Origin of the sequence: Nocardia sp. NPDC050712 (genome assembly GCF_040654295.1) — a bacterium.
In the GTDB taxonomy this organism is placed as follows: domain Bacteria; phylum Actinomycetota; class Actinomycetes; order Mycobacteriales; family Mycobacteriaceae; genus Nocardia.
In genome coordinates this window covers 265784-287554 of record NZ_JBFAHT010000001.1, presented here as the reverse complement: position 1 = coordinate 287554, position 21771 = coordinate 265784, and the positions used below count along the sequence as shown (strand labels likewise).

The 21771-nt window shown below is 69.8% G+C and carries 23 protein-coding genes; 8 read left to right on the top strand and 15 right to left on the bottom strand.

Going from position 1 to position 21771, the window contains the following annotated elements; all coding sequences use genetic code 11:
- Positions 1-6 precede the first annotated feature (6 nt).
- The 5 genes from AB0H76_RS01430 to AB0H76_RS01410 form a co-directional block, all read right to left on the bottom strand.
- A complete protein-coding gene (locus tag AB0H76_RS01430) occupies positions 7-570 on the bottom strand; it encodes a TIGR00730 family Rossman fold protein (protein ID WP_357315758.1) in 564 nt (187 codons plus the stop codon).
- Entirely contained in the window at positions 567-1304 is a 738-nt protein-coding gene (locus AB0H76_RS01425) for a TIGR00730 family Rossman fold protein (protein ID WP_357320286.1), read from the bottom strand. The genes AB0H76_RS01430 and AB0H76_RS01425 overlap by 4 nt, the downstream gene beginning before the upstream one ends.
- Positions 1305-1531: 227 nt before the next feature.
- Entirely contained in the window at positions 1532-2629 is a 1098-nt protein-coding gene (gene dapE, locus AB0H76_RS01420) for a succinyl-diaminopimelate desuccinylase (protein ID WP_357315755.1), read from the bottom strand.
- Positions 2630-2655: 26 nt separating this feature from the next.
- Positions 2656-3216 (bottom strand): PadR family transcriptional regulator, encoded by a 561-nt coding sequence (locus tag AB0H76_RS01415; RefSeq protein ID WP_357315752.1) that lies wholly within the window; start codon positions 3214-3216, stop codon positions 2656-2658.
- Positions 3217-3237: 21 nt separating this feature from the next.
- Positions 3238-3624: a VOC family protein gene (locus AB0H76_RS01410; RefSeq protein WP_357315749.1), complete on the bottom strand. Its 387-nt coding sequence runs from the start codon at positions 3622-3624 to the stop codon at positions 3238-3240.
- Between the two features lie 126 nt (positions 3625-3750).
- Between AB0H76_RS01410 and dapD the strand changes: the two genes are divergently transcribed.
- Positions 3751-4698 carry a 2,3,4,5-tetrahydropyridine-2,6-dicarboxylate N-succinyltransferase gene (gene dapD / locus AB0H76_RS01405; protein WP_357315746.1) on the top strand — a complete coding sequence of 316 codons (948 nt, stop codon included), beginning with the start codon at positions 3751-3753 and terminating at the stop codon, positions 4696-4698.
- Between the two features lie 42 nt (positions 4699-4740).
- On the opposite strand, the gene AB0H76_RS01400 is transcribed toward dapD, so the two are convergent.
- A complete protein-coding gene (locus tag AB0H76_RS01400; RefSeq protein WP_357315743.1) occupies positions 4741-5133 on the bottom strand; it encodes a PPOX class F420-dependent oxidoreductase in 393 nt (130 codons plus the stop codon).
- 47 nt (positions 5134-5180) lie between these two features.
- Positions 5181-6587, bottom strand: a complete 1407-nt coding sequence (locus AB0H76_RS01395) for an acyl-CoA synthetase (RefSeq protein WP_357320283.1) — start codon at positions 6585-6587, stop codon at positions 5181-5183.
- Between the two features lie 120 nt (positions 6588-6707).
- Between AB0H76_RS01395 and AB0H76_RS01390 the strand changes: the two genes are divergently transcribed.
- A complete protein-coding gene (locus tag AB0H76_RS01390; RefSeq protein ID WP_357315740.1) occupies positions 6708-7562 on the top strand; it encodes an oxygenase MpaB family protein in 855 nt (284 codons plus the stop codon).
- Here the strand turns inward: AB0H76_RS01390 and AB0H76_RS01385 are convergent.
- The gene (locus tag AB0H76_RS01385; RefSeq protein WP_357315738.1) at positions 7559-8197 is read right to left on the bottom strand and encodes a TetR/AcrR family transcriptional regulator; all 639 of its coding nucleotides are present in this window, start codon (positions 8195-8197) and stop codon (positions 7559-7561) included. The genes AB0H76_RS01390 and AB0H76_RS01385 overlap by 4 nt on opposite strands.
- 95 nt (positions 8198-8292) lie before the next feature.
- On the opposite strand from AB0H76_RS01385, the gene AB0H76_RS01380 reads away from it, so the two are divergent.
- The gene (locus AB0H76_RS01380; protein WP_357315735.1) at positions 8293-9156 is read left to right on the top strand and encodes an oxygenase MpaB family protein; all 864 of its coding nucleotides are present in this window, start codon (positions 8293-8295) and stop codon (positions 9154-9156) included.
- Here AB0H76_RS01380 and AB0H76_RS01375 read toward each other — a convergent pair whose 3' ends face one another.
- A complete protein-coding gene (locus tag AB0H76_RS01375; RefSeq protein ID WP_357315732.1) occupies positions 9157-10119 on the bottom strand; it encodes a proline dehydrogenase family protein in 963 nt (320 codons plus the stop codon). It abuts the gene before it with no gap.
- Positions 10120-10135: 16 nt separating this feature from the next.
- A complete protein-coding gene (gene pruA / locus AB0H76_RS01370) occupies positions 10136-11776 on the bottom strand; it encodes an L-glutamate gamma-semialdehyde dehydrogenase (RefSeq protein ID WP_357315728.1) in 1641 nt (546 codons plus the stop codon).
- Positions 11777-11898: 122 nt separating this feature from the next.
- Here pruA and AB0H76_RS01365 point away from each other — a divergent pair, with 122 nt between their 5' ends.
- Both AB0H76_RS01365 and AB0H76_RS01360 read left to right on the top strand, forming a co-directional pair.
- Positions 11899-12306: a hypothetical protein gene (locus AB0H76_RS01365; RefSeq protein ID WP_357315725.1), complete on the top strand. Its 408-nt coding sequence runs from the start codon at positions 11899-11901 to the stop codon at positions 12304-12306.
- Between the two features lie 19 nt (positions 12307-12325).
- On the top strand, positions 12326-12496 hold the full coding sequence (locus AB0H76_RS01360; RefSeq protein ID WP_357315724.1) for a hypothetical protein: 171 nt from the start codon (positions 12326-12328) through the stop codon (positions 12494-12496).
- A 1-nt stretch (position 12497) separates the two neighbouring features.
- Here the strand turns inward: AB0H76_RS01360 and dapC are convergent, their stop codons facing one another.
- From dapC to AB0H76_RS01345, 3 genes are all read right to left on the bottom strand, one after another.
- Positions 12498-13610, bottom strand: coding sequence for a succinyldiaminopimelate transaminase (gene dapC / locus AB0H76_RS01355; RefSeq protein WP_357315721.1), 1113 nt, complete (start codon positions 13608-13610; stop codon positions 12498-12500).
- A gap of 7 nt (positions 13611-13617) precedes the next feature.
- The gene (fdxA, locus tag AB0H76_RS01350) at positions 13618-13938 is read right to left on the bottom strand and encodes a ferredoxin (RefSeq protein WP_194815326.1); all 321 of its coding nucleotides are present in this window, start codon (positions 13936-13938) and stop codon (positions 13618-13620) included.
- A gap of 221 nt (positions 13939-14159) precedes the next feature.
- The gene (locus tag AB0H76_RS01345) at positions 14160-16748 is read right to left on the bottom strand and encodes a bifunctional FO biosynthesis protein CofGH (RefSeq protein ID WP_357315719.1); all 2589 of its coding nucleotides are present in this window, start codon (positions 16746-16748) and stop codon (positions 14160-14162) included.
- A gap of 276 nt (positions 16749-17024) precedes the next feature.
- Here AB0H76_RS01345 and AB0H76_RS01340 point away from each other — a divergent pair, with 276 nt between their 5' ends.
- Genes AB0H76_RS01340 through AB0H76_RS01330 form a run of 3 tightly spaced genes read left to right on the top strand, consistent with a single transcriptional unit; the run spans position 17025 to position 21127 of the window.
- Complete coding sequence (locus tag AB0H76_RS01340) at positions 17025-17522, top strand: PH domain-containing protein (protein ID WP_357320280.1); 498 nt, start codon at positions 17025-17027, stop codon at positions 17520-17522.
- A 49-nt stretch (positions 17523-17571) separates the two neighbouring features.
- On the top strand, positions 17572-19269 hold the full coding sequence (locus AB0H76_RS01335) for a PH domain-containing protein (protein ID WP_357315715.1): 1698 nt from the start codon (positions 17572-17574) through the stop codon (positions 19267-19269).
- A gap of 31 nt (positions 19270-19300) precedes the next feature.
- On the top strand, positions 19301-21127 hold the full coding sequence (locus tag AB0H76_RS01330; protein WP_357315712.1) for an APC family permease: 1827 nt from the start codon (positions 19301-19303) through the stop codon (positions 21125-21127).
- Here the strand turns inward: AB0H76_RS01330 and AB0H76_RS01325 are convergent.
- Together AB0H76_RS01325 and AB0H76_RS01320 are read right to left on the bottom strand one after the other, a co-directional pair.
- Complete coding sequence (locus tag AB0H76_RS01325; protein ID WP_357315709.1) at positions 21124-21606, bottom strand: hypothetical protein; 483 nt, start codon at positions 21604-21606, stop codon at positions 21124-21126. The two genes, AB0H76_RS01330 and AB0H76_RS01325, sit on opposite strands and share 4 nt — an antisense overlap.
- Positions 21603-21761, bottom strand: a complete 159-nt coding sequence (locus AB0H76_RS01320; RefSeq protein WP_357315706.1) for a hypothetical protein — start codon at positions 21759-21761, stop codon at positions 21603-21605. Before AB0H76_RS01320 ends, AB0H76_RS01325 begins: the two co-directional genes overlap by 4 nt.
- Positions 21762-21771: the final 10 nt, after the last annotated feature.

Genomic DNA, 21771 nt, shown 5'->3' with positions numbered 1-21771 from the left:
GTTCTCCTATTCGAGCCCTGGTTTCAGCGCCGCGAAGGCCGCTTCCATGGTGTTAGCCACTGTGATGCGATCCAAAGCCGACTGCGGCACGAACTTTCGCTGGTGCAGCTCGCCGAGCCAGTCGACCAGGCCGCGGTAGAAGCCGTTCGGGTCCAGCAGCACCACCGGCTTCTCGTGCTCGCCGAGATAGCCACCCGTCCACGTCTCGAAGAACTCCTCGAGCGTGCCTATGCCGCCGGGCAGCGTCAGGAAAGCGTCGGCGCGTTCCTCCATGATCTGCTTGCGCTGGCGCATGGTGTCGGTGACCACCAGCTCGTCGGCGGAGGTGTCGGCGACTTCCTTGTGCACCAGGTGCTTCGGGATGACGCCGACGGTGTTCGCGCCACCGGCCCGGGCCGCGGTGGCGACCGCGCCCATCATCGACACGTTGCCGCCGCCGGACACCAGTTGCCAGCCGCGACCGGCGATCTCGGTGCCGACCTGGCCGGCCAGCGCCAGATAGTCGGTGTCGACCGTGCTCGCCGAGCAATACACGCACACCGAATAGGGCTGTACCACCGGCGCACTCACCACAGATCCTCCGTACCGATCGCATCGGCGGCGATGTCCGCCGCGGCATTACTGGTAATGATCGACACCACGTCCTCGACGCTGTCGGTGACGTGCAACAGGCTCAGATCGCCGTGCGCGATCTTGCCGGAGCCGCCGAGCGAGTCGCGCAGCCAATCCATCAGGCCGGACCAGTACCTGGTGCCGAACAGGATGATCGGGAACCGGGTGATCTTGCGGGTCTGCACCAGGGTCAGCGCCTCGAACAGTTCGTCCAGGGTGCCGAAACCGCCCGGGAGACAGACGAAAGCCTGCGAGTACTTCACGAACATGGTCTTGCGCGCGAAGAAGTACCGGAAGTTGATCCCCAGGTCGACCCACTCGTTGAGGCTCTGCTCGAACGGCAGCTCGATGCCGAGCCCGATCGAATACCCGCCCGCCTCGGAGGCGCCGCGGTTCACCGCCTCCATCGCGCCCGGGCCGCCGCCGGTGATCACCGCGAACCCGGCCCGGGCCAGCGCGGCGCCGATCGCCATGCCCGCCTGGTACTCGGGGTGGTCGACGGGTGTGCGCGCGGAACCGAAGACCGCCACCGCCGGCGGCACCTCGGCCAGCGCGCCGAAGCCCTCCACGAACTCGGACTGGATCCGCAGCACCCGCCACGGGTCGGTGTGCACCCAGTCGCTGGGGCCGTGGTCGTCGAGCAGGTTCTGATCGGCGGTCCGCAGGCCGGGCTTACGGTCGCGCCGGAACATGATGGGGCCTCGCATCTTGGGCGTGGATCTGGGCAGACCCGGCACCGCGCCACTGGTGACCGGGGCACTCTCGACGGGCGTGCCGAGCATCGGCGAACGACCGGCCGGCGGGTCGTTCGCGGGGGGATTCGGGGCCGGGGTACCGGCCACCGGCGGACGGTCAACCTCGGGTTCGGCAGCGTCGCTGGACATGCGCTCCACGCTACCGCCGGGCCGTGACCACCGGATCAGGCGCCGGTGAGGTAGGTGCGCAGCATCGCGGTGACCGCGGTGATCTGCGCGGTCGGGCAGTGCTCGTCGCGCTTGTGCGCGAGGTTGGGGTCGCCCGGGCCGAAGTTGACGGCGGGGATGCCGCGCGCGGCGAAACGGGAGACGTCGGTCCAGCCGTATTTGGCGCGGATACCGCCGCCGCCGTGGCTGTTCACCGAGTCGATCAGGCCCTTCGCGGCGGGCGCGGTCAGACCGGGCAGCGCGCCGGGGGCGGAGTCGGTGATCTCGAAGTCCACCTCGAGGCCGTCGAAGACCTCGCGCACGTGCGCGATGGCCTGCTCGACGGAGCGGTCGGGGGCGAAGCGGAAGTTCACGTCCAGCTCGGCGGCGTCCGGGATGACATTGCCCGCCACGCCACCCGCGATCCGCACCGCGGACAGGCCCTCCCGGTAGCCGCAGCCGTCGATGTCGACCTCGCGGGCCCGGTAGTCGGCCAGGCGCGCCAGGATCGGGGCCAGCTGGTGAATCGCGTTGTCGCCCTTCCACGAGCGAGCCGAGTGCGCGCGCACGCCCGCGGTGCCGATCCGGGCCCGCAGCGTGCCCTGGCAGCCCGCCTCGATCCAGCCGCCGGACGGCTCCCCGAGAATCGCCAGGTCACCTTCCAGCCATTGCGGCAGGTCCCGTTCGATGTGACCGAGCCCGTTGTGCACGGCCGCGATCTCCTCGCCGTCGTAGAAGATCAGCGTCAGATCGTGCACCGGATCGGCGATGGTCGCGGCCAGGTGCAGGAATACCGCGTCCCCCGACTTCATATCGACGGTGCCGCAGCCGTAGAGCACCTGCTCCCCCGCCGCGTCCCGTTCGAAACGGCTCGGCACGTTGTCCGCGATCGGCACGGTGTCCAGATGCCCCGCCAGGATCACCCGCTCCGGCCGCCCCAGATTCGTCCGGGCGAGCACGACGTTCCCGTGCCGCACCACCTCGAACCCCCGCGTCTGCTCGCGCAGCGCCTGCTCGACGAGGTCCGCGATCACCTTCTCGTCCAGCGACTCGCTGGGAATGTCGACGAGGGCGGCGGTGAGCGCGATGGGATCGGCAGACAGGTCCAGAGTCACGCCACCACCCTACGACCGCGTCTGCGTCAGTCGTCGGCCATGGTGAAGGCGCCGCCCTCCAGGCGGGCGATCAGGCGCTGAGTCCAGGCGGTGCGGCTGTCGGCGGTATCGAGCCACAGGCCGAGCACCTCGCCGACCGGGCCCCAGGTTTCGAGGTCGGTGTCCGGTGGGAGGTTCGTGGTGATGCTGGCGCGCCACTCCCCGAGTTCCCGGGCGCGGTCGCGCAGTAGCGCGATGGCGTCGGCGCGCGGGAGATCGTCGATGAAGCCGACCGCCGCCGCGAGCAGGTCCAGGCGGGGGTCGCGGTGCGCCAGCGCGGACCGCAGCAGTTGCTGGTGGGCCTGCTCGCCGGCGGTGGTCAATTCGTATTCCGTGCGCGGCGGTCCGCCCGCTTCACTCGGCATCGTGTCGTGCGCGCGCAGCAGTTCGTCCTTGGTCAGGGACTTGAGCGCGTGGTACACCGAACCCGAGGTGGCCCGGGCCCATTCGTGCGCGCCCCAGGACTCCAGATCGGCGCGCACCTGATAGCCGTGCGCACGACCGCGGCGCCGGACCGCGCCGAGCACGAGCAGTCGAACCGCCGTCACGTGGTACCTCCCGGTCGAATGTCAGGCGGGTGCGGTGACCCACCACAGTGTGCCGAACGGGTCGACGAACGCACCCATCCGGCTGCCGTCGTCCTGGACGCCGACCGGCGCGGCCGACCGCGCGCCCGCGGCGAGTGCCCGCTCGTGGGCGGCTTCGGGATCGGGCACGGTGGACCAGAGCTGCACGTGCACCGGCTCCTGCGGCGAGCGCAGGCAGCGCTCACCGGCAGCGCCGGAATCGGCGAAATAGAGCGAACTTTCGCCGATCCGCGCTTCGGCGTGCATGATGCGGCCGGGGTCCGAGGGCAACGGCACCACCGTGGGCACCTGCGCGTCGAAGACCTGCTCCAGGAACGCGCGGAAGACGGTGGCGTCATCGACCATCACATAGGGGGTTACTGCGGACATCCCGATCTCCTGACTAGCCAAAATTGGTTACCTAGGCCGCGAGCGTAACTCGAGTAGCCAAATTTGGCTAGACTGACGAAGAGGTAGGTTCCTGCTGTTCGGCGAGAGTGGGTAACCTCTTCTGACGTGAGCATTCAGGGAGCAGTAGCAGTCGGTATCGCCAATGTGACCGCGGACGGAACCGTCCTGGACACCTGGTACCCGAGCCCGGAACTGGGCGAGTTCGCCGAGACCGGCACCAAGCGCCTGGAGGACGCGCCCGCGGAGTACGCAGCGCTGCTCGGTTTCGACGACGCCCGCGGCGTCGATGTCATCGCGGTGCGCACCACCATCGCCGATCTGTCGGCCGCGCCGATCGACGCGCACGACGTGTACCTGCGCCTGCACCTGCTCTCGCATCGGCTGGTCCAGCCGCACGGAGTGAGCCTGGACGGCCAGTTCGGCCTGCTCAGCAACGTGGTGTGGACCAATCACGGCCCCGCCGCGGTGGAGGGCTTCGAGACGGTGCGGGCCAAGCTGCGCGCCCGCGGCCCGGTCACCGTGTACAGCATCGACAAGTTCCCGCGCATGGTCGACTACGTGGTCCCCTCCGGCGTGCGCATCGGCGACGCCGACCGGGTCCGCCTCGGCGCGCACCTGGCCTCGGGCACCACGGTCATGCACGAGGGCTTCGTGAACTTCAACGCTGGCACGCTCGGCAACTCGATGGTCGAGGGCCGGATCTCGGCGGGCGTCGTGGTCGGCGAGGGTTCCGACATCGGCGGCGGCGCGTCCACCATGGGCACCCTGTCCGGCGGCGGCACCACCATCATCTCCATCGGCGAGCGCTCGCTGCTTGGCGCCAACTCCGGCCTGGGCATCCCGCTCGGCGACGACTGCGTCCTGGAGGCCGGGCTGTACCTGACCGCCGGCACCAAGGTCAGCACCCCGGACGGCACCGTGGTCAAGGCCGCGGCACTGAGCGGCCAGAACAACCTGCTCTTCCGCCGCAACTCGCAGACCGGCGCCGTCGAGGTGGTGCCCCGCAAGGGCACCGGCATCGAGCTCAACGCCGCGCTGCACGCGAACGACTGATCCCGAAACGCCCACCGGCACCGCGCCGGTGGGCGTGCGCCGTCAGCCGACGGCGACCTCCTCGCCGATCCCGAACGCGATGACGCGGGTCGGGTGGATGCGGATCATCTCCCGCGACGGCACGCCGCTCAGATACGAGTCGACATCGGTCAAAGCCTCGGCGCTACCCCGGATTTCGAGGCAGCGCACCCGCCAGGGCTGCACCGAGGCGATGTCGTCGACAACGAACGCCACCTGATCGTTGCCCGCCAGATTGCGGAACTTCCACGACGCGCCCATATTCCAGCCCGCGATGTCGATGGTGCCGAGTTCGGCGTTGTAGTGGAACCCCACCGGATTGTTCTGCGGCGAGCCGTCCGCGCGCACGGTCGCCAAGCGCCCGAGTTGCTGGGTCTTCAGGTAATCGATGTGGTCCTGGGCCAGGGCTGCAGTCATGTCCGAGACCGTAAAACCTCGAGCCGACTCGAGGTCAAGACGCCGCGCTAACCCAGCTGCTTCTTCTGCACCTTGCCCATGGCGTTGCGCGGGAGCCCGGCCACCAGCCGGATCTCGCGGGGCCGTTTGTGCACCGAAAGTTGTTCGGCCACATAGGTGATCAGCTCGTCCTCGTTCGCCTCGGCCGCGTCGCGGGCCACCACGAAGGCGACGATGCGCTGACCGAGGTCGGCATCCGGCAGCCCCACCACCGCGACCTCGGCGACCGCCGGGTGGCCGAGCAGCGCGGTTTCGATCTCCCCCGCGCCGATGCGGTAGCCGCCCGATTTGATCAGGTCGACCGATTCGCGGCCGACGATGCGGTGGCAGCCGTCCGGGTCGATGGCCGCGACGTCACCGGTGACGAACCAGCCGTCGGAGGTGGTGCTCGCGGCGGTGGCGTCGGGCCGGTTCAGATAGCCGTCGAAGAGCATGGGGCCCGAAACCTGCAGGCCGCCGATGCTTTCGCCGTCGTGCGGCACCGCGTTGCCCGCCTCGTCGCGCAACCGGGTGCGGACACCGGCCACGGGGGTGCCGACCCAGCCGGGACGGCGTTCGCCGTCGGCGCGGGTGGACAGGGTGATCATGGTTTCGCTCATGCCGTAGCGCTCGATCGGGGCGTGGCCGGTGAGCTCGCGCAGCTTCTCGAACACCGGCACGGGCAGCGGCGCGCTGCCCGAGACGAGCAGGCGCGCGCTCGCCAATTGCCGTGCGGCATCGGCGTCTTCGGCGACGCGCGACCACACGGTCGGCACCCCGAAGTACAGGGTGCCGCGCGCCGCCGCGTAGGCCTGCGGGGTGGGCTTGCCGGTGTGGATCAGCGGGCTGCCCACCCGCAGCGGGCCGAGCAGGCCGAGGATCAGGCCGTGCACGTGGAACAGCGGAAGTCCGTGCACGAGCACATCACCGGGCGTCCAGGCCCAGGCCTCGGCGAGCGCGTCCAGGCCGGCGGCGATGGCGCCCCGGCTGAGCACGACGCCCTTCGGCGGGCCGGTGGTGCCGGAGGTGTAGAGCACGAAAGCCGTGGTGGCCGGGTCGGGTTCGGGGTAGGTGTGCCAGGAGCGGGCGTGCACGCGCACCGGAACCACCGGGAGCCCAGCGTTTTCCGGCGCCGCGCCGAGCCAGGCCTGCGCCCCGGAGTCCGCCAGGATGTGCGCGAGCTCGGCGGTGCCGGAGTCCGGCGGCACGGGCACCACGGTGACGCCGGCGATCAGGCAGCCGAGCACCGCGAGCACCGTCGGCACGGTCGGCTCGGCCAGCACCGCGACGCGTTCGGCGCGCGCGATCCGCTCGGCCACCGAGGTGGCCGCGCCCAGCAGGTCACTGCGCGAGAGCGTGGTCCCGTCGATGGTCACCGCGTCGGGGATATCCGCCCCGGCGGCGACGGCGAGCGGGTTCAGCGAGCGGAGCAGCAAAGGCGGGCCATAGGACACCCGCCCACGCTACTGCCCGCGGGCACTGTGACCGTTGACACCCCCGCGAGGCGGTGAGAAAGTTATTGCATAACCTTCTCAACGACGAGAACGAGGTCGATCATGACCAGTCCGCTTCGCGCAGCACACAATTCCGGGCTCCCCGGCGCCGAATTCGACATCACGCACTACCTCGACGGCGCCACCGCATTCTTCGGCGCGGCGGCGAATGTGATCATGCAACTCGCCGATCCACCGGTCGGCTACGGCGTGGTGGAGAGCACGGTGGACAGCGGCAAGGTCACGCTGCATCCGATCAAGCGGCTGCGCACGACGGTCACCTACCTGTCGGTCGCCATGCTCGGCGACGAGGACGAGCGCGCGGCCTATCGCGCGGCCGTGAACCGCTCACACCGCGCGGTGCGCTCCACCGCCGCGAGCCCGGTGAAATACAACGCCTTCGACCCGAAACTGCAACTGTGGGTGGCGGCCTGCCTGTACTGGGGCGCGCGCGATATGTACGAGCGCCTGCACGGCCCGATGGACGCGTCGAGTGCCGACGCCTTCTACTATTTCGGCGCTCGACTCGGCACGACGTTGCAGATGCGCCCGGAGATGTGGCCCGCCGACCGGGCCGCATTCGACGCCTATTGGGCCGAGAATCTGGCCCGCACCCGGATCGATCCGCCGATCCGCGCCTACTTCGACGACCTGATCGATTTGAAGATGCTGCCGTTGCCGCTGCGGCTCCCCTTCGCCCGATTCCATCGCTGGGTCGTCGCCGGAATGTTGCCACCGCATCTGCGCGAGCAGATGAATATGCGCTGGAACGCTCGCGACGACCAGGTATTGGCCGCGCTGCTGCGCACTCTCGGCGCCGTCTCGGGCCGGATGCCGGGGCCGGTCCGGATGTTCCCGGTCAACGCCTACCTGGCCGACTTCCGGTTGCGGCGGCGGCTGGGCCTGCGGCTGGTCTAGCGCTGCGGCACCCGGAACGACACCACCACGTGGTCGCGGGCGAACTGCCGGATCGCGGCGTCGTCACCCAGCGGAATCACCGTCTGCGGCGTGAGGGCCAGCGAAATCGCCGTGCGCGCGATCATTTCCGACAGCGGCGCCGGATCGTATTCCGGCAGTTTGCCTTCCGCCTGCAACCGGGCGACGAATTCGGCCAGATAATCGCGCCCCAATTCGATGATCGGCGCGCCCTGGGTGGTGAGGAACGGCAGCACGAATTCCGGTTCGGTGGCCAGCAGCCGGTGCACCAGCTTGTTCTCGCGCAGCCCGTTGAGGAACGCGGCGAACAATTCGACGATCTGATCTTCGGCGGGTGCGTCGCGGTCGACCTGGCGTTGCAGCACCGCGTCCACCTCGTCGATGAATTCGCGGGTCTGGCGCAGCGCGACGGCCTGGATCAGATCGGATTTGCTGGCGAAGCGCCGGTACAGCGTCGCGAGGGACAGACCGCAACGCCGGGCGACCTCGACCATGCTGGTGCGTTTGATGCCGAAATCGAGGAACGCCAGCAAGGCCGCGTCCAGGACACGCGCCTGATTGCGATCCTCGGGGCCGGTGCTGCGCACCAGCGACAGCAACTTGGTCAGCCTCGCCATGGGGTCCACCCTATCCAGTCGCGGCCCGGCATTGACAGCTCGCCGAGACGATGAGAAGGTTCGATACAAATCATCTCACAGCTCAATGGAGAGCCATGACAGCCGCATATCGCGCCCACGACTCCGAGCCGGTCGCCTACGTCCCGTTCACTCCGGACACCGTGCAACAGCACCTGGACGGTGTCGCCGCCTTCCTCGGCGGTGCGGCCAACGTCATCATGCAGCTCAGCCTGCGCCCGGTCGGGCGCGGCGTCCTGGAGAGCCCGGTCGACAGCGGGAAGGTCACCCTGCACCCGGTCAAGCGGCTGCGCACCACGCTGACCTATCTCGCCGTCGCCCTCATGGGCACCGACGAGGAGCGCGTCGCCTACCGCGACGCGGTCAACGAATCCCACCGGCCGGTGCGGTCCACCGCGGCGAGCCCGGTGAAATACAACGCCTTCGACCCGAAACTGCAACTGTGGGTCGCGGCCTGCCTCTACTGGGGCATCGACGATCTGCACACCCGCATGCACGGCCCGATGGATCCGGCCTCGGCCGAGGCCTTCTATCAGTACTGCGCGCGGCTGGGCACCACCTTGCAGATGCGGCCGGAGATGTGGCCGGCCGATCGCGCCGCGTTCGCGGGCTACTGGGCGGAGAACCTGGCCACCAAGTCCATCGAGCCCGAACTGCGCCGCTACTTCGACGCGATGATCGACCTGAAGATGATGCCGCGCCCGATCCAGCTGGCCTTCGCCCGGATGCAGCGCTTCATCGTGACCGGGCTGCTGCCCCAGCATCTGCGCGACGAGATGCGGATGACGTGGACCGCGCACGACGCCGCCCGCTTCGATCGGATCCTGCGCACCATTTCGGCGGTGCACTCCCGGCTGCCCAAGCCGGCGCGGATGTTCCCGGTCAACGCCTACCTGCTCGATATGCGCATCCGCCGCCGCCTGGGCAAGCCGCTGGTCTGATCAGGACTTGCTGACCAGCGCCCGCAGGAAGAAGGTCAGATTCGCCGGGCGCTCGGCCAGCCGGCGGGTCAGGTAGCCGTACCACTGGCTGCCGTAGGGCACGTAGACGCGCATCGCCATTCCGCCCTCCGCCAGCCGCAGCTGTTCGGTGTCCCGGATGCCGTACAGCATCTGATGCTCGAAATTGCCGATGTCGCGGCCGGTTTCGGCGACCAACTGCTCGGCGGCCAGCACCAGCACCGGGTCGTGCGTGGCGACCATCGGATAGCCCGCCCCGCGCATCAGGATCTCCAGGCAGCGCAGGTAGGAGTCGGTGACCTCGCTCGCACGCTGGAAGGCGACCTCCCGCGGTTCCCGATAGGCGCCCTTGCACAGCCGGATTCGCGAGCCGTGCCCGGACAGCTCCGCGCAGTCGGCCTCGGTGCGATGCAGGTAGGCCTGCAGAACCGCACCCAGCCAGGGGAATTCGGGCCGCAGCTCACGCACGGTCGCCAGGGTGGCGTCGGTGGTGGTGTGGTCCTCGGCGTCGACGGTGACCCACACCCCGGCATCGGCGGCGCTCTCGCACAGCGTGCGCAGGTTGGCGGTGGCGATCGCGGGACCGTCGCCGGGCAGCGCCTGCCCGAGCGCCGACAGCTTCACCGACACCTCCACCGGCGCCGCACCGATCCCGGCCAGGTCGGGGCGCGGAGCCGCCGCCAATTCCGTGATCAGCGCCAGGTATTCGCCCACCATGGCGTCCGCCTGTGCCCGGTCGGTGGTGTTCTCCCCGAGGAAGTCGACACTGATCAGCCGGCGACTGCCCAGCAGGTCGCCGACCACGGGCAGCAGGTCGCGGCGGGTCTCGCCGGCCACGAACCGCCGCACGATGTCGGAGGTGATCTTGGTGCCGGTGATCGCCGCCTTCATCCGCGGCGAGTCGGCCGCCGCGAGGATCACCGGACGCAACGGGTTCACCGCCATGTCGCGCGCTCCCGGCTCATCCGTCGGCCCGCATGTGCGGATAGCGGTAATCGGCGGGCGGATCGAAGGTTTCCTTGAGCGCACGCGGCGCGGTCCAGCGCAGCAGGTTCAGCGGGGAGCCCGCCTTGTCGTCGGTGCCGGAGGCGCGGGCGCCGCCGAACGGCTGCTGGCCGACCACCGCGCCGGTCGGCTTGTCGTTGATGTAGAAGTTGCCCGCCGCGAAACGCAGTGCGGCACCGGCCTGTTCGATCGCCTGCCGGTCGCGCGCGAAGACCGCGCCGGTCAGGGCGTAGGGCGCGGTGGACTCGACCTCGGCGAGGATGTCGGCGTAGGCGCCGGGCGCGCTGTCGTCGTAGACGTGCACCGACAGCACCGGCCCGAAATACTCGGTGGCGAAGGACTCGTCGCGCGGATCCTCGGAGAGCAGCACCGTCGGGCGGATGAACCAGCCCTCGGTGTCGTCATAGGTTCCGCCCGCCGGAATGCCGAGGCCGGCGGCGCGGGCGCGTTCGATGGCGGCCACGTTCTTGTCGTAGGAACGCCGATCGATCACCGCCCCACCGAAATTCGCCAGATCCGTGACATCGCCGTAGGTCAGCTCGGCCGCCTCGGTGAGGAAATCATCGCCCATCCGGCGCCAGAGCGAACGCGGCAGGTAGGCGCGCGAGGCCGCCGAGCACTTCTGGCCCTGATATTCATAGGCACCGCGAATCAGGGCGGTACGCAGCGAATCCGGCTCGGCCGAGGGGTGCGCGACGATGAAATCCTTGCCGCCGGTCTCCCCGACCAGGCGCGGATAGCCGTGGTAGCGGTCGATATTCGAGGCGACCTGGCGCCACAGGTGCTGAAAAGTCTTGGTGGAACCGGTGAAGTGGATTCCGGCCAGCCGCGGGTCGGCCAGCGCGACCTCCGAGAGCGCGATGCCGTCGCCGGTGACCAGGTTGATCACCCCCGGCGGCAGGCCCGCCGCCTCCAGCAGCCGCATCGTATAGAACGCCGAAAGCGTCTGCGTGGGTGAAGGTTTCCACACCACCGTATTGCCCATCAGGGCGGGCGCGGTCGGCAGGTTCCCCGCGATCGCGGTGAAGTTGAACGGCGTGATCGCGTAGACGAACCCCTCCAGCGGCCGGTAGTCCATCCGGTTCCACACCCCCGGGCCGGACTGCGGCTGCTGCGCCAGGATCTCGCGCGCGAAGGCCACGTTGAATCGCCAGAAGTCGACCAGCTCGCAGGGCGCGTCGATCTCGGCCTGCTGCGCTGTCTTCGACTGGCCGAGCATCGTTGCGGCGGCGATGGTTTCGCGCCACGGCCCGGCCAGCAGGTCGGCGGCGCGTAACAGCACCGCGGCCCGCTCGTCGAAGGGTAGCGCCCGCCAGGCGGGCGCCGCCGCGACGGCGGCCTCGACGGCCGCGCTCGCTTCGGAATGCGTGGTATCGGTGTAGGTCCCCAGTACGTGGCGATGCCGGTGCGGCGCGACGATATCGTGTCCCTGCCCGGTACCCGGCCGATGCTTGCCGCCGATCACCAGCGGCACATCGACGGATTCGGCGGAGATCTCGGCGAGCTCGGCGACCAGCAGCGCACGCTCCCGGCTACCCGGTGCATACGAGTGCACGGGTTCGTTCGCAGGAGTAGGGACAACCGTGACAGCGTCCATACCCCAGGTTATCGCCGCGAGCACCCCGGAAGGCGACTGTTGGCGCACTCCCGCCGGGCGTGTCGGTAACTGGCCGGGATCGAGGGTGGCGGCGCCGATCATGGTCGACCTAGGCTCGTCACATGACCTCCGCGCGAATTCTCGCCACTGTGCTCTCTGCCGGATCGCTCATACTGGCCGCACCGGCCATCGCCCACGCCGACGACTGGGGCTCGGCACAGGTCGTCGCGGGCCGGGAACGGGTCAAAGTCACCGTTACCGGCACGCAGTACCCCGTCGGGCACTGCCGGATCGATCCGAGCATCGGCACCCCCGACACCCAGAGCATCGCGATGCACCCGTCCGGCACGATCGTGATCAACAACTTGAAGCCGGGCACGCACCGGGTCGCCGTGTGGTGCCCGCAGGGCGGGGTGATCAGCGAGACCGACGTCCAGGTGCAGCCGGGCAACCTGCTGCTGGACCTGCAGGACCAGGCCTACGCGGCCGCCGGGAGCAGCGACAAGGTCACCGACCCGGCACTGCGCTGAGCGCGGCTAGGGTGGAGCCATGGGTGTCATCGGTGAACTGTTTCCCGGCCAGAAACTGGCCGACGAGGGCGGCGAAGACAGCAACGGGCAGCCGCATCGCCCCGTCGAGCTCGATCTCGACGCGGGGGTAGTGCGGCTCGCTCCCCCGCCGCGCCGCGACGAATCCGCCGCGGCGCCGGACGAGGAATAGCTCAGTTCGTCGACGAGAGGCGCTGCGCCGCGGTGGCGATGCGCTCGTCGGTGGCCGTCAGCGCGATGCGGACGTGCTCATTGCTGTTGGGCCCGTAGAAATCGCCGGGCGCGGCCAGGATGCCGCGCTCGGCCAGCCAGTCCAGGGTGGCGCGGCAGCTCTCACCGCGCGTGGACCACAGGTACAGGCCCGCCTCGGAGTGATCGATGCGGAAACCCGCCTCCTGCAAGGCCTTTCGCAGGATCTCCCGGCGCACGCGGTAACGTTCGCGCTGCTGCGCCTCGTGCGCGTCATCACCCAGCGCGGCCGTCATCGCGGCCTGGATCGGCAGCGGCAGCATCATGCCGGAGTGCTTGCGCACCTCGAGCAGCTCGGCGACCAGCTCCGGATCGCCCGCCACGAAACCGGCGCGGTAGCTGGCCAGGTTGGACGTCTTCGACAGCGAGTGGATGGCCAGCAGATTCGTGTGATCTCCGTCGCACACCTCGGGATCGAGGATCGAGACCGCGCGGCCTTCCCAGGTCAGGCCGAGGTAGCACTCGTCGGAGGCCACCACCGCGCCGCGCTCGCGCGCGAACGCCACCACCTTGCGCAGGTGATCGACCGGCAGCACGCGCCCGGTCGGATTCGACGGCGAGTTCACATAGATCAGGGCGGGGGTCTGCGGGCCGGACTTGGTCAGCCCGTCGGCGCGCAGCACCTGCGCACCCGCGAGCAGCGCGCCCACCTCGTAGGTGGGATAGGCGACCTCGGGGATGACCACCAGGTCACCCGCGCCCAGCCCGAGCAGCCGGGGCAGACCCGCGATGAGTTCTTTGGTGCCGATCACCGGCAGCACCGCGGACTGGTCGACGCCGGTGATCCCGAAGCGGCGCTTGAGCGCCTCCACGGCGGCGGCACGCAGCTCCGGCGTGCCGTGCGTGGTCGGGTAGCCGGGCACCTCCGCCACCGCGTTCAGGCCGGCCCGGATCAGCGGGGCGACCGGATCGACCGGCGTGCCGACCGACAGGTCGACGAGCCCGCCGGGATGGGCCGCCGCTTTCGCCTTGACCGCGGCAATGGTGTCCCAGGGAAAGTCGGGCAGCAGGCTGCTGACCCGGCTACGTGAACTCACCGGTGAATCACTCCGCCATCGGAGGTAGCTCTTTGATGAACGGCGGGTCGTAATCGACCGCGCCGACCTTCGTCGCACCACCCGGCGAACCGAGCTCGTGGAAGAAGTCGACGTTGGCGTTCACGTAGCCGCTCCACTGGTCCGGGGTGTCGTCTTCGTAGAAGATCGCCTCCACCGGGCACACCGGTTCACACGCACCACAGTCCACGCACTCGTCGGGTTGGATGTACAGCATGCGACCACCCTCGTAGATGCAGTCCACGGGGCATTCCTCGATGCATGCCTTGTCCTTCACGTCAACGCACGGTTCAGCGATGATGTACGGCACTGCCGTTCTCCTAGTCTGTCCTCGCCTGCGGGGTTGGTCCGCCTGCGAAAACCCTATCGGGGCTCCCCCACGTTACTCCCGGTCAGCCTGCCCTAACTTGCCTGCTCGGCCCCAGCTCGCAGCCGCCGGATGGTCCCGTCCACACCGACGTCCACTCCCGGTGAATCCTAGTGCCCCCGGAGCCGCCCGTCGTCCCCCGCGGGGGCTGGGAATCCCAGCCGTTACCCGACCGACAGCGGCAGCGGCGTCCCACGGCGGTCGACCTGGCCGTACACCGTGGTGCGCTCGCGCACCGGGCGGTTGATGCCGGTGGCGATCTCGGTGAGTTCGGCCACAGTCTTGGCCGACCCGTGCTGGGAACCGGCCATCCGGGAGATGGTCTCCTCCATCAGGGTGCCGCCCAGGTCGTTCGCGCCGCCGTTGAGCATCATCCGGGTACCGGCCGAGCCGAGCTTGACCCAGCTGGTCTGGATGTTGTCGATCCGGCCGTGCAGCATGATCCGGGCCAGCGCGTGCGCGGCGCGGTTGTCGCGGATCGTCGGCCCCGGCCGGGACGCGCCCGCCAGGTACAGCGGCGAACTCTGATGCACGAACGGCAGCAGCACGAATTCGGTGAAACCACCGGTCTCGTCCTGGATGCCGCGCAGCACCCGCAGGTGCCCGACCCAGTGCTTGGGATTGTCGACGTGGCCGTACATCATCGTCGAACTCGAGCGCAGGCCCACCCGATGCGCCGTGGTGATCACTTCGATCCAGGCCGAGCTGGGCAGCTTGCCCTTGGTCAGGACCCAGCGCACCTCGTCGTCCAGGATCTCGGCGGCGGTGCCCGGAATCGTGTCCAGCCCGGCCTCTTTCAGCGCGATCAGCCAATCCTGGATGCTCTGACCGCCGCGCGAGGCGCCGTTCACGATCTCCATCGGGCTGAACGCGTGCACGTGCATCGAGGGCACCCGCTTCTTGATCGCGCGCACCAGGTCGGCGTATCCGGTGACCGGCAGTTCCGGGTCGATACCGCCCTGCATGCAGATCTCGGTGGCGCCGTCGACGTGGGCTTCCCAGGCCCGGTCGGCGACCTCGTCGGTGCTCAGGGTGAACGCGTCCGCGTCCCCCTTGCGCTGGGCGAAGGCGCAGAAGCGGCAGCCGGTGTAGCAGATGTTGGTGAAGTTGATGTTCCGGTTCACCACGTAGGTGACGTCGTCGCCGTTGACGTCGCGGCGCAACTGATCGGCAAGGGCGGCAACGGCTTCCAGGTTCGGGCCGTCGGCGGTCGCCAGGGCCAGGTACTGATCGTCGGTGAGCCCGGCCGGGTCCTGCTCGGCGACGCGCAGCGCCGCGAGCACATCGGAGTCGAGCCGCTCGGGGGCGGTGACGGCCAGATCGCGGGCCTGTTCGCGGATGGTCTCCCAGTCGCCGAAGGCGCCCAGCAGGTCCTCGCCGAGCCCGGAATCGCTGCGGGACTCGGTGATCCGGCCCTCGGTGTCGATCGAGGTGTTGAGATCGACGCGGCCGACCGACTCCCAGGATTCGTCGGGCTCCTGCCAGGGCAGGCCCTTCGGGATGGCGTCGGGGTTCGCCAGGCCGGTCGCGGGATCGGTGAGCGCGGCGACGTGCGCGCCGATCCGCGGGTCGGTCCACGGGTTGCCCGCGCGCACGTATTTCGGGTGCGCGGAGGTCCGTTCCACCAGCTGATACCCGGCCGCCTCGGTGATCTCGCGCAGCGTGTCCAGGTTCGGCCACGGGCGTTCCGGATTCACGTGGTCGGGAGTGACCGGGGAGACACCGCCCCAGTCGTCGATGCCGGCGTCGATCAGCGCCTGGCACTCGGCGTGCGACACCAGGTTCGGCGGCGCCTGCACCGGCACATCCGGGCCCAGGACCAGCCTGGTCACCGCGATGGTGGCGCGGAACTCGTCCATGCCGGCATCGGGGACATCGCGCATCGCGGTGTCGTCCTTGGCCCGGAAGTTCTGGATGATGACTTCCTGGATGTGGCCGAACGCCTTGTGCTGCTTGCGAATCGCCATGATCGACTCGGCCCGCTCGAACAGCGTCTCGCCGATGCCGACCAGGAGACCGGTGGTGTAGGGCACCGACAGGCGGCCCGCGTCGGTGATCGCGCGCAACCGGACCGCCGGGTCCTTGTCCGGGCTGCCGTAGTGGCAGTTGCCCTTCTCGGTGAACAACCGGGTCGCGGTCGTCTCCAGCATCATGCCCATGGACTGGGCGACCGGCTTGAGCCGCGAGATCTCCTCCCAGCTCATCACGCCCGGATTCAGATGCGGCAGCAGGCCGGTCTCCTCAAGCACCATGATCGACACGGCGCGCAGGTAATCCAGGGTGGAGTCGTAGCCGCGCTCGTCGAGCCACTGCGCGGCCTCCGGCCAGCGGTCCTCGGGACGGTCACCCAGGGTGAACAGCGCCTCCTTGCACCCGAGTTCGGCGCCGCGGCGGGCGATCTCGAGCACCTCGTCGGGCTCCAGGAACATGCCCTTACCCTCGGCGCGCAGCTTGCCCGGCACGGTCACGAAGGTGCAGTAGTGGCACTTGTCCCGGCACAACCGGGTCAGCGGGATGAAGACATTGCGTGAGTAGCTGATGGTCTTCGGGCGCCCGGCGGACTCCAGACCCGCATCACGCACCCGCGCGGCACTGGCGGTCAGATCGGCCAGATCCTCGCCACGCGCGTGCAGCAGTACGGCCGCCTCGTCCACGTTCAGCGTCACGCCGTCACGCGCGCGCCGCAACGCCCGGCGCATGGCCGACGGCGAAGGCGGTGCCGGGGGAACACTCGGTGTCGCTAGCTCCGTCACCGCTGCGCCTCGCTGCCGCTCGGCTCCGCCGTGACGGGCCGTGCTGTGCCTTCTGTTCGTTCGCTGCGCTCACTCACAGGTTCGATCATGCGCTACACATCCCGGCCTGTCTCCCTCGACTGCTCGTGACGCACCGAACCCTCCAGTTCGACGCCGGTCATGAGCGGGACAACCGCGGCGGCGCGCGGCCTTATTCCCGGACGCCGGACCGGGCTCGGCGAGCCCACGATTCGCCGGGTCGCGCCGTACGGGCCCGAGTTCGGGCAAGATGGCAAGATGTCGCAGCCGCCCACCATCCTGGCCGACCCCGCCTGGCGTCCGAGTCCCAGGGCGCGGCTGCTGTGGGCGCTGCAGGTGCTCGCGGGCTGGGTGATTCCGGTGGTGGCGCTGGCGATCTGGGCCGCGGTCGATTCCGCCCGCCGCGGTTCGGCGTTGCTCTCGCTGGCCATCGCCGTGGTGCTCGCGGTGCTCACCGCCGTCGTCGTGCCGATCTGGCGGTATTCGGTGCATCGGTGGGAAGTCACCGAGGAGGCCGTGTACACCCGGGTCGGCTGGCTGACCCAGGAGAGCCGGGTCGCGCCGATCTCCCGGGTGCAGACCGTGGATACCCAGCGCGGGCCGCTGGAGCGCATGCTGGGGCTGGCCACGGTCACCGTGACGACCGCGTCCTCGGCGGGCGCGGTCCACATCTCCGCCCTGGATCTGCCGGTCGCCGAACAGACCGTGCAGCGGCTGACCGAGATCGCCGCGCAGCATCGCGGGGACGCGACATGAGCGAGCACGCCCGGGCGCGAGCCGTCGGCATGGACCGGCCGGGCCGCCGATGACCGAGGTCGTCGAACCGGCTCCATCCGATCGGCCGTGGCTGCGCTTGGACAAGCGCATGCTGCTGGTGCATCCGGTCACCGAGCTGGTGAAGTTCATCCCGGTGCTGATCGGCACCGTGCTGCTCGGCACCAGCAGCGGCAACCACCTGTGGAGCCTGGTGCCGCTGGTCCTGATCGTGGTGTTCGCGCTCACCCGCTGGTTCACCACCAGCTATCGGGTCGGGCCGACGCATGTGGAACTGCGTACCGGCCTGATCCAGCGCAAGAAGCTCTCGGTGCCACGCTCGCGGATCCGGTCGGTCGACATCGAAGCCGATCTACTGCGCCGCGCGCTCGGCTTGGCGGTGGTGGTCATCGGCACGGGCAAGGCCGCGGATCGGGAAGACACCTTCAAACTCGACGCCCTGGACGCCCGGGTGGTGCCGGGACTGCGTACCGAATTGCTGGCGCACACCACGCAAAGTGTTGCGGCACAACCGGTTTCGCCCGGCGCGCCGCCCGAGCCGCCGCGGCCCGCCCGCGAGATCGGCCACTGGCAGCCGGCCTGGGCCCGCTACGCGCCGCTCTCGCTCACCGGGTTCGCGGTGGTCGCGCCCGTGGTGGGCCTGGCCTTCCAGTACGGCCTGGGCAAGGTGCTGTTCGAATCACGGGCGGCCCAGAATCTCGAGGACGGCAGCGGCCTGGTCATCGCGCTCGCGATCACGGCCCTGGTCGTGGCGATCGTGCTGGTGGTCAGCCTCGCCGGCAGCGCCCGCTACCTCACCACCTATCACAACCTGAAGGTCCTCGACGACGGTCACACCCTGCACGTACGCCACGGCCTGTTCACCACCCGCCAGATCACCATGGACCTGGCCCGGTTTCGCGGCGCGACCGTGAAAGAGCCCCTGCTGCTGCGCTTGGCGGGCGCCGCGGAACTCGAAGCGATCATGGTCGGCGAGAAGCCCAAACTGAAGCTGCTCCCCCAGGCCCCGCGCGCCGCCGTCGAACGCACCCTCGCCGAGCTGCTCGGGCCGCGCCAGACGCCCGAACCGGAAAAGAGTGCACAGCAACAGGACTCCGCGGCGACCGCGGCCGGCGCGCTGAGCCTCCACAAGGCCTCCGCAGGCGACTCCGATCCGCCGCAGCTCAGCAAGTCCGCCGCAGACAACTCCCACTCGCCCGCTGTCGCCAACTCCACGGGCGGGGGCACTGTGACCACAGTGCAGACCAGTGCACCGCTGATCCCCCACGGAACCGCCGCGCGCCGACGGCGATACACCCGCGCGCTCACTCCGGCCGCGCTGATCGTCGTCCTGCTGGCGGTACTGCACCTGACCGGCGCGCGCGTCTCCCCCTGGTGGCTCCTGCTGCCCGGCATTCTCGCGCTGATCGCGCTCCCGCTCGCCGAGGACCGGTATCGCGGGCTCGGGCACACCGTGATCCCCGCGACCAGCACCGCTCCGGCCTGGCTGATCACCCGCTCCGGCTCGCTGGACCGCGCCCGCGACTGCGTGGAGGCGCCCGGCATCATCGGCTGGACTGTGCGGCAATCGTTTTGGCAGCGGCGCTCCGGCGTCGCCACCATCATCGCCGCCACGGCGGCAGGCCGGAAACGCTATCTCGTCATCGACATCCCCGTCGATCAGGCCTGGCCGCTGATCGACGCCGTGACCCCGGGCCGCCTGGGCGACCGCGCGGGTGTCGCTGCCTGATTGCCGAGCGCCCGCCGCGTTCAATAGATCCGTGGCCGAACCGCGGACGACCGAGTTGCCCATCGCCGATCCGCGGGTCCGGCGGCAGCAGCGTGGGGACAAGTACCGGCTGACCGCCGTCGGCGGTCTCGCGGCGCTCTCGCTGGACGCGCTGTCGAGCGTGGCCTACGGTCCCGAGGCGATCGTGCTGGTGCTGGTGGTGGCGGGCGCGGCGGCGGTGTCCTGGACGCTGCCGGTGGCCGCTGCGATCGCCACCTTGTTGCTGGTGCTCGTGCTGTCGTATCGGCAAGTCATCGCGGTGCACCCGGACGGCGGCGGCTCCTACGCGGTCGCGAAGAAGCATCTGGGCCGCTACGCCGCGCTGCTGGCGGCGGCCAGCCTGGTCGTGGACTACGTGCTCACCGTCGCGGTCAGTCTCGCGGCGGGCGCGGCCAGCCTGGCCAGCGCCTTCCCCGCGCTGCACGATCACCTGCTCGCGATCACGCTGCTCGGGCTCCTCGCCCTGACCGTGCTCAACCTGATCGGCGTCGCGGAATCGGCGAAAGTCCTGATGGCACCGGCGTTCCTGTTCCTGGTCCTGATGGTGGCGGTCATCGTCACCGGCCTGTTCCGCGCGACGCCGGTCGCGGTCATCGGCGATGACGAGGCACCGTTCCCGGTGCTGGAGGCCGTCGGAATCCTGTTGCTGCTCAAGGCCTTCGCGGCCGGCTGTTCGGCGCTGACCGGCGTCGAGGCGATCGCCAACGCGGTGCCCGCCTTCCGCAGCCCGGCCGTGCGGCGGGCCCAGCACACCGAGGTGGCGCTGGGTGTGCTGCTCGGCGTGCTGCTGCTCGGACTGTCCTGGCTGATCCGCCAGCACGACGTGGTGCCGCGCCACGGGGTGACCATCCTGGCCCAGCTCGCCGCCGCCGCGTTCGGCACCGGCTGGCTGTTCTACCTGACCAACCTCGCGGTCACCATGGTCCTGGTCCTGGCCGCCAACACCAGCTTCGGCGGGCTGCCCGTGCTGCTGTCGCTGCTGGCCAAGGACCGCCGCCTGCCCTCGCTGTTCGCCATGCGGTCGGAGCGGCCGGTCTTCCGCTACGGCGTGCTCGCCCTGGCCCTGACCGCGGGCCTGATCCTGCTCGTCGTGGGCGCCGACACGCATCGGCTGCTGCCGCTGTACGCGATCGGGGTCTTCATCGGATTCACCATCAGCCAAACGGGTTTGGTGCGGCACTGGCATCAGGACCACGGTCGTGGCTGGCGGGCCCGCATCCTGCTCAACGGCTTCGGCGCGGTGCTCACCTGCCTGGCGGGTTTCGTGCTGCTCGCCGAGAAGTTCCGCGAGGGCGCCTGGCTGCTGCTGCTCATCGTGCCCGCCCTGATCATCCTGTTCGCCCGCACCGAGAACTACTACCGCGGGGTCGCCGCGACCCTGCGCCTCGGTCGGATCCCGCCGCCGCTGCGGCTCAGCCCGGACGCCGAGCCGCTGGTCATCGTCCCGGTGGTCACGATGAGCGAGGTGACCGTGCGGGCGCTGGAGGCCGCGCTGCGCATGCACGGCGAGATCATCGCCGTCACCGCCGAGATCGAGCCCGCCAAGACCAAGCACCTGAGCGCCCTGTGGAAAGAGTGGAATCCCGATATCCCGCTCGTCGTCCTGCCCTGCCCGCATCGCAACATGGTCGCCACCGTCCTGGCCTACGTGCGCAAGCGCACGGCCGCCGGTCGCCACGTCACCGTCCTGCTGGCGCAGGTGGAGCCGAAACACTGGCGGCACCGCGTCTTCCACAACCCCCGCGGCCCGGTCCTGGCCACCGCGTTGCGCCTGCGCACCGACGCCGTGGTCGCCACCATGGCTATCCGGATCGACTAGCGCGCGACCGGCGCCGGATTCCAGCGCAGCAGGGCGTACAGCAGCGGCGGGATCAGGCCGCCGAGCAGCAGGAGCAGCGTAGACCAGTCACTGAGCAGCATGATGTCGCCGCCGGGCCCCGGAATCGAGCACAGGAAGAAGCCGAAGGCCCAGGCCAGCACCGGGAGCAGCATGACGCGGGCGCTCGTGGTGAGCGTGCCCATCGCCGCGACCAGCAGCACGTTCAGCACGGCCGCGAGCAGCGCCGTGAGCGGGAACGGGGTGGCGCCGCCGGTACCGGCCACCGCGAGGCCCGCGGCCTGCACACCGGCCTCCGGCGCGGGCACACCGGAGCGGCCGAGGTAGAACGGCAGATACAGCACCTCGAAGGCCAGGGTGAAGAATCCGCTCAGCACGAGCGTGGTCATCAGGACCAGGCGCGGCGCCCGCTCGGCGGGATCCGCGGCCGGTGCGGCGCGCTTGTCGACGGTAGCGGTCACGGGACCGGCGGGAAGCCGAGCAGGGTCAGCAGGTGACTCTGCATCTCGACGAAGGTGTGCAGCGCGGACATGTACAGCTCGTGTTGCGCGGGCCAGTTGGGCCGCATGCTCTCCACGAAGGCCGCGATGGCGTTCTGCAGGTCCCAGTTGTACACCCCACGGAGT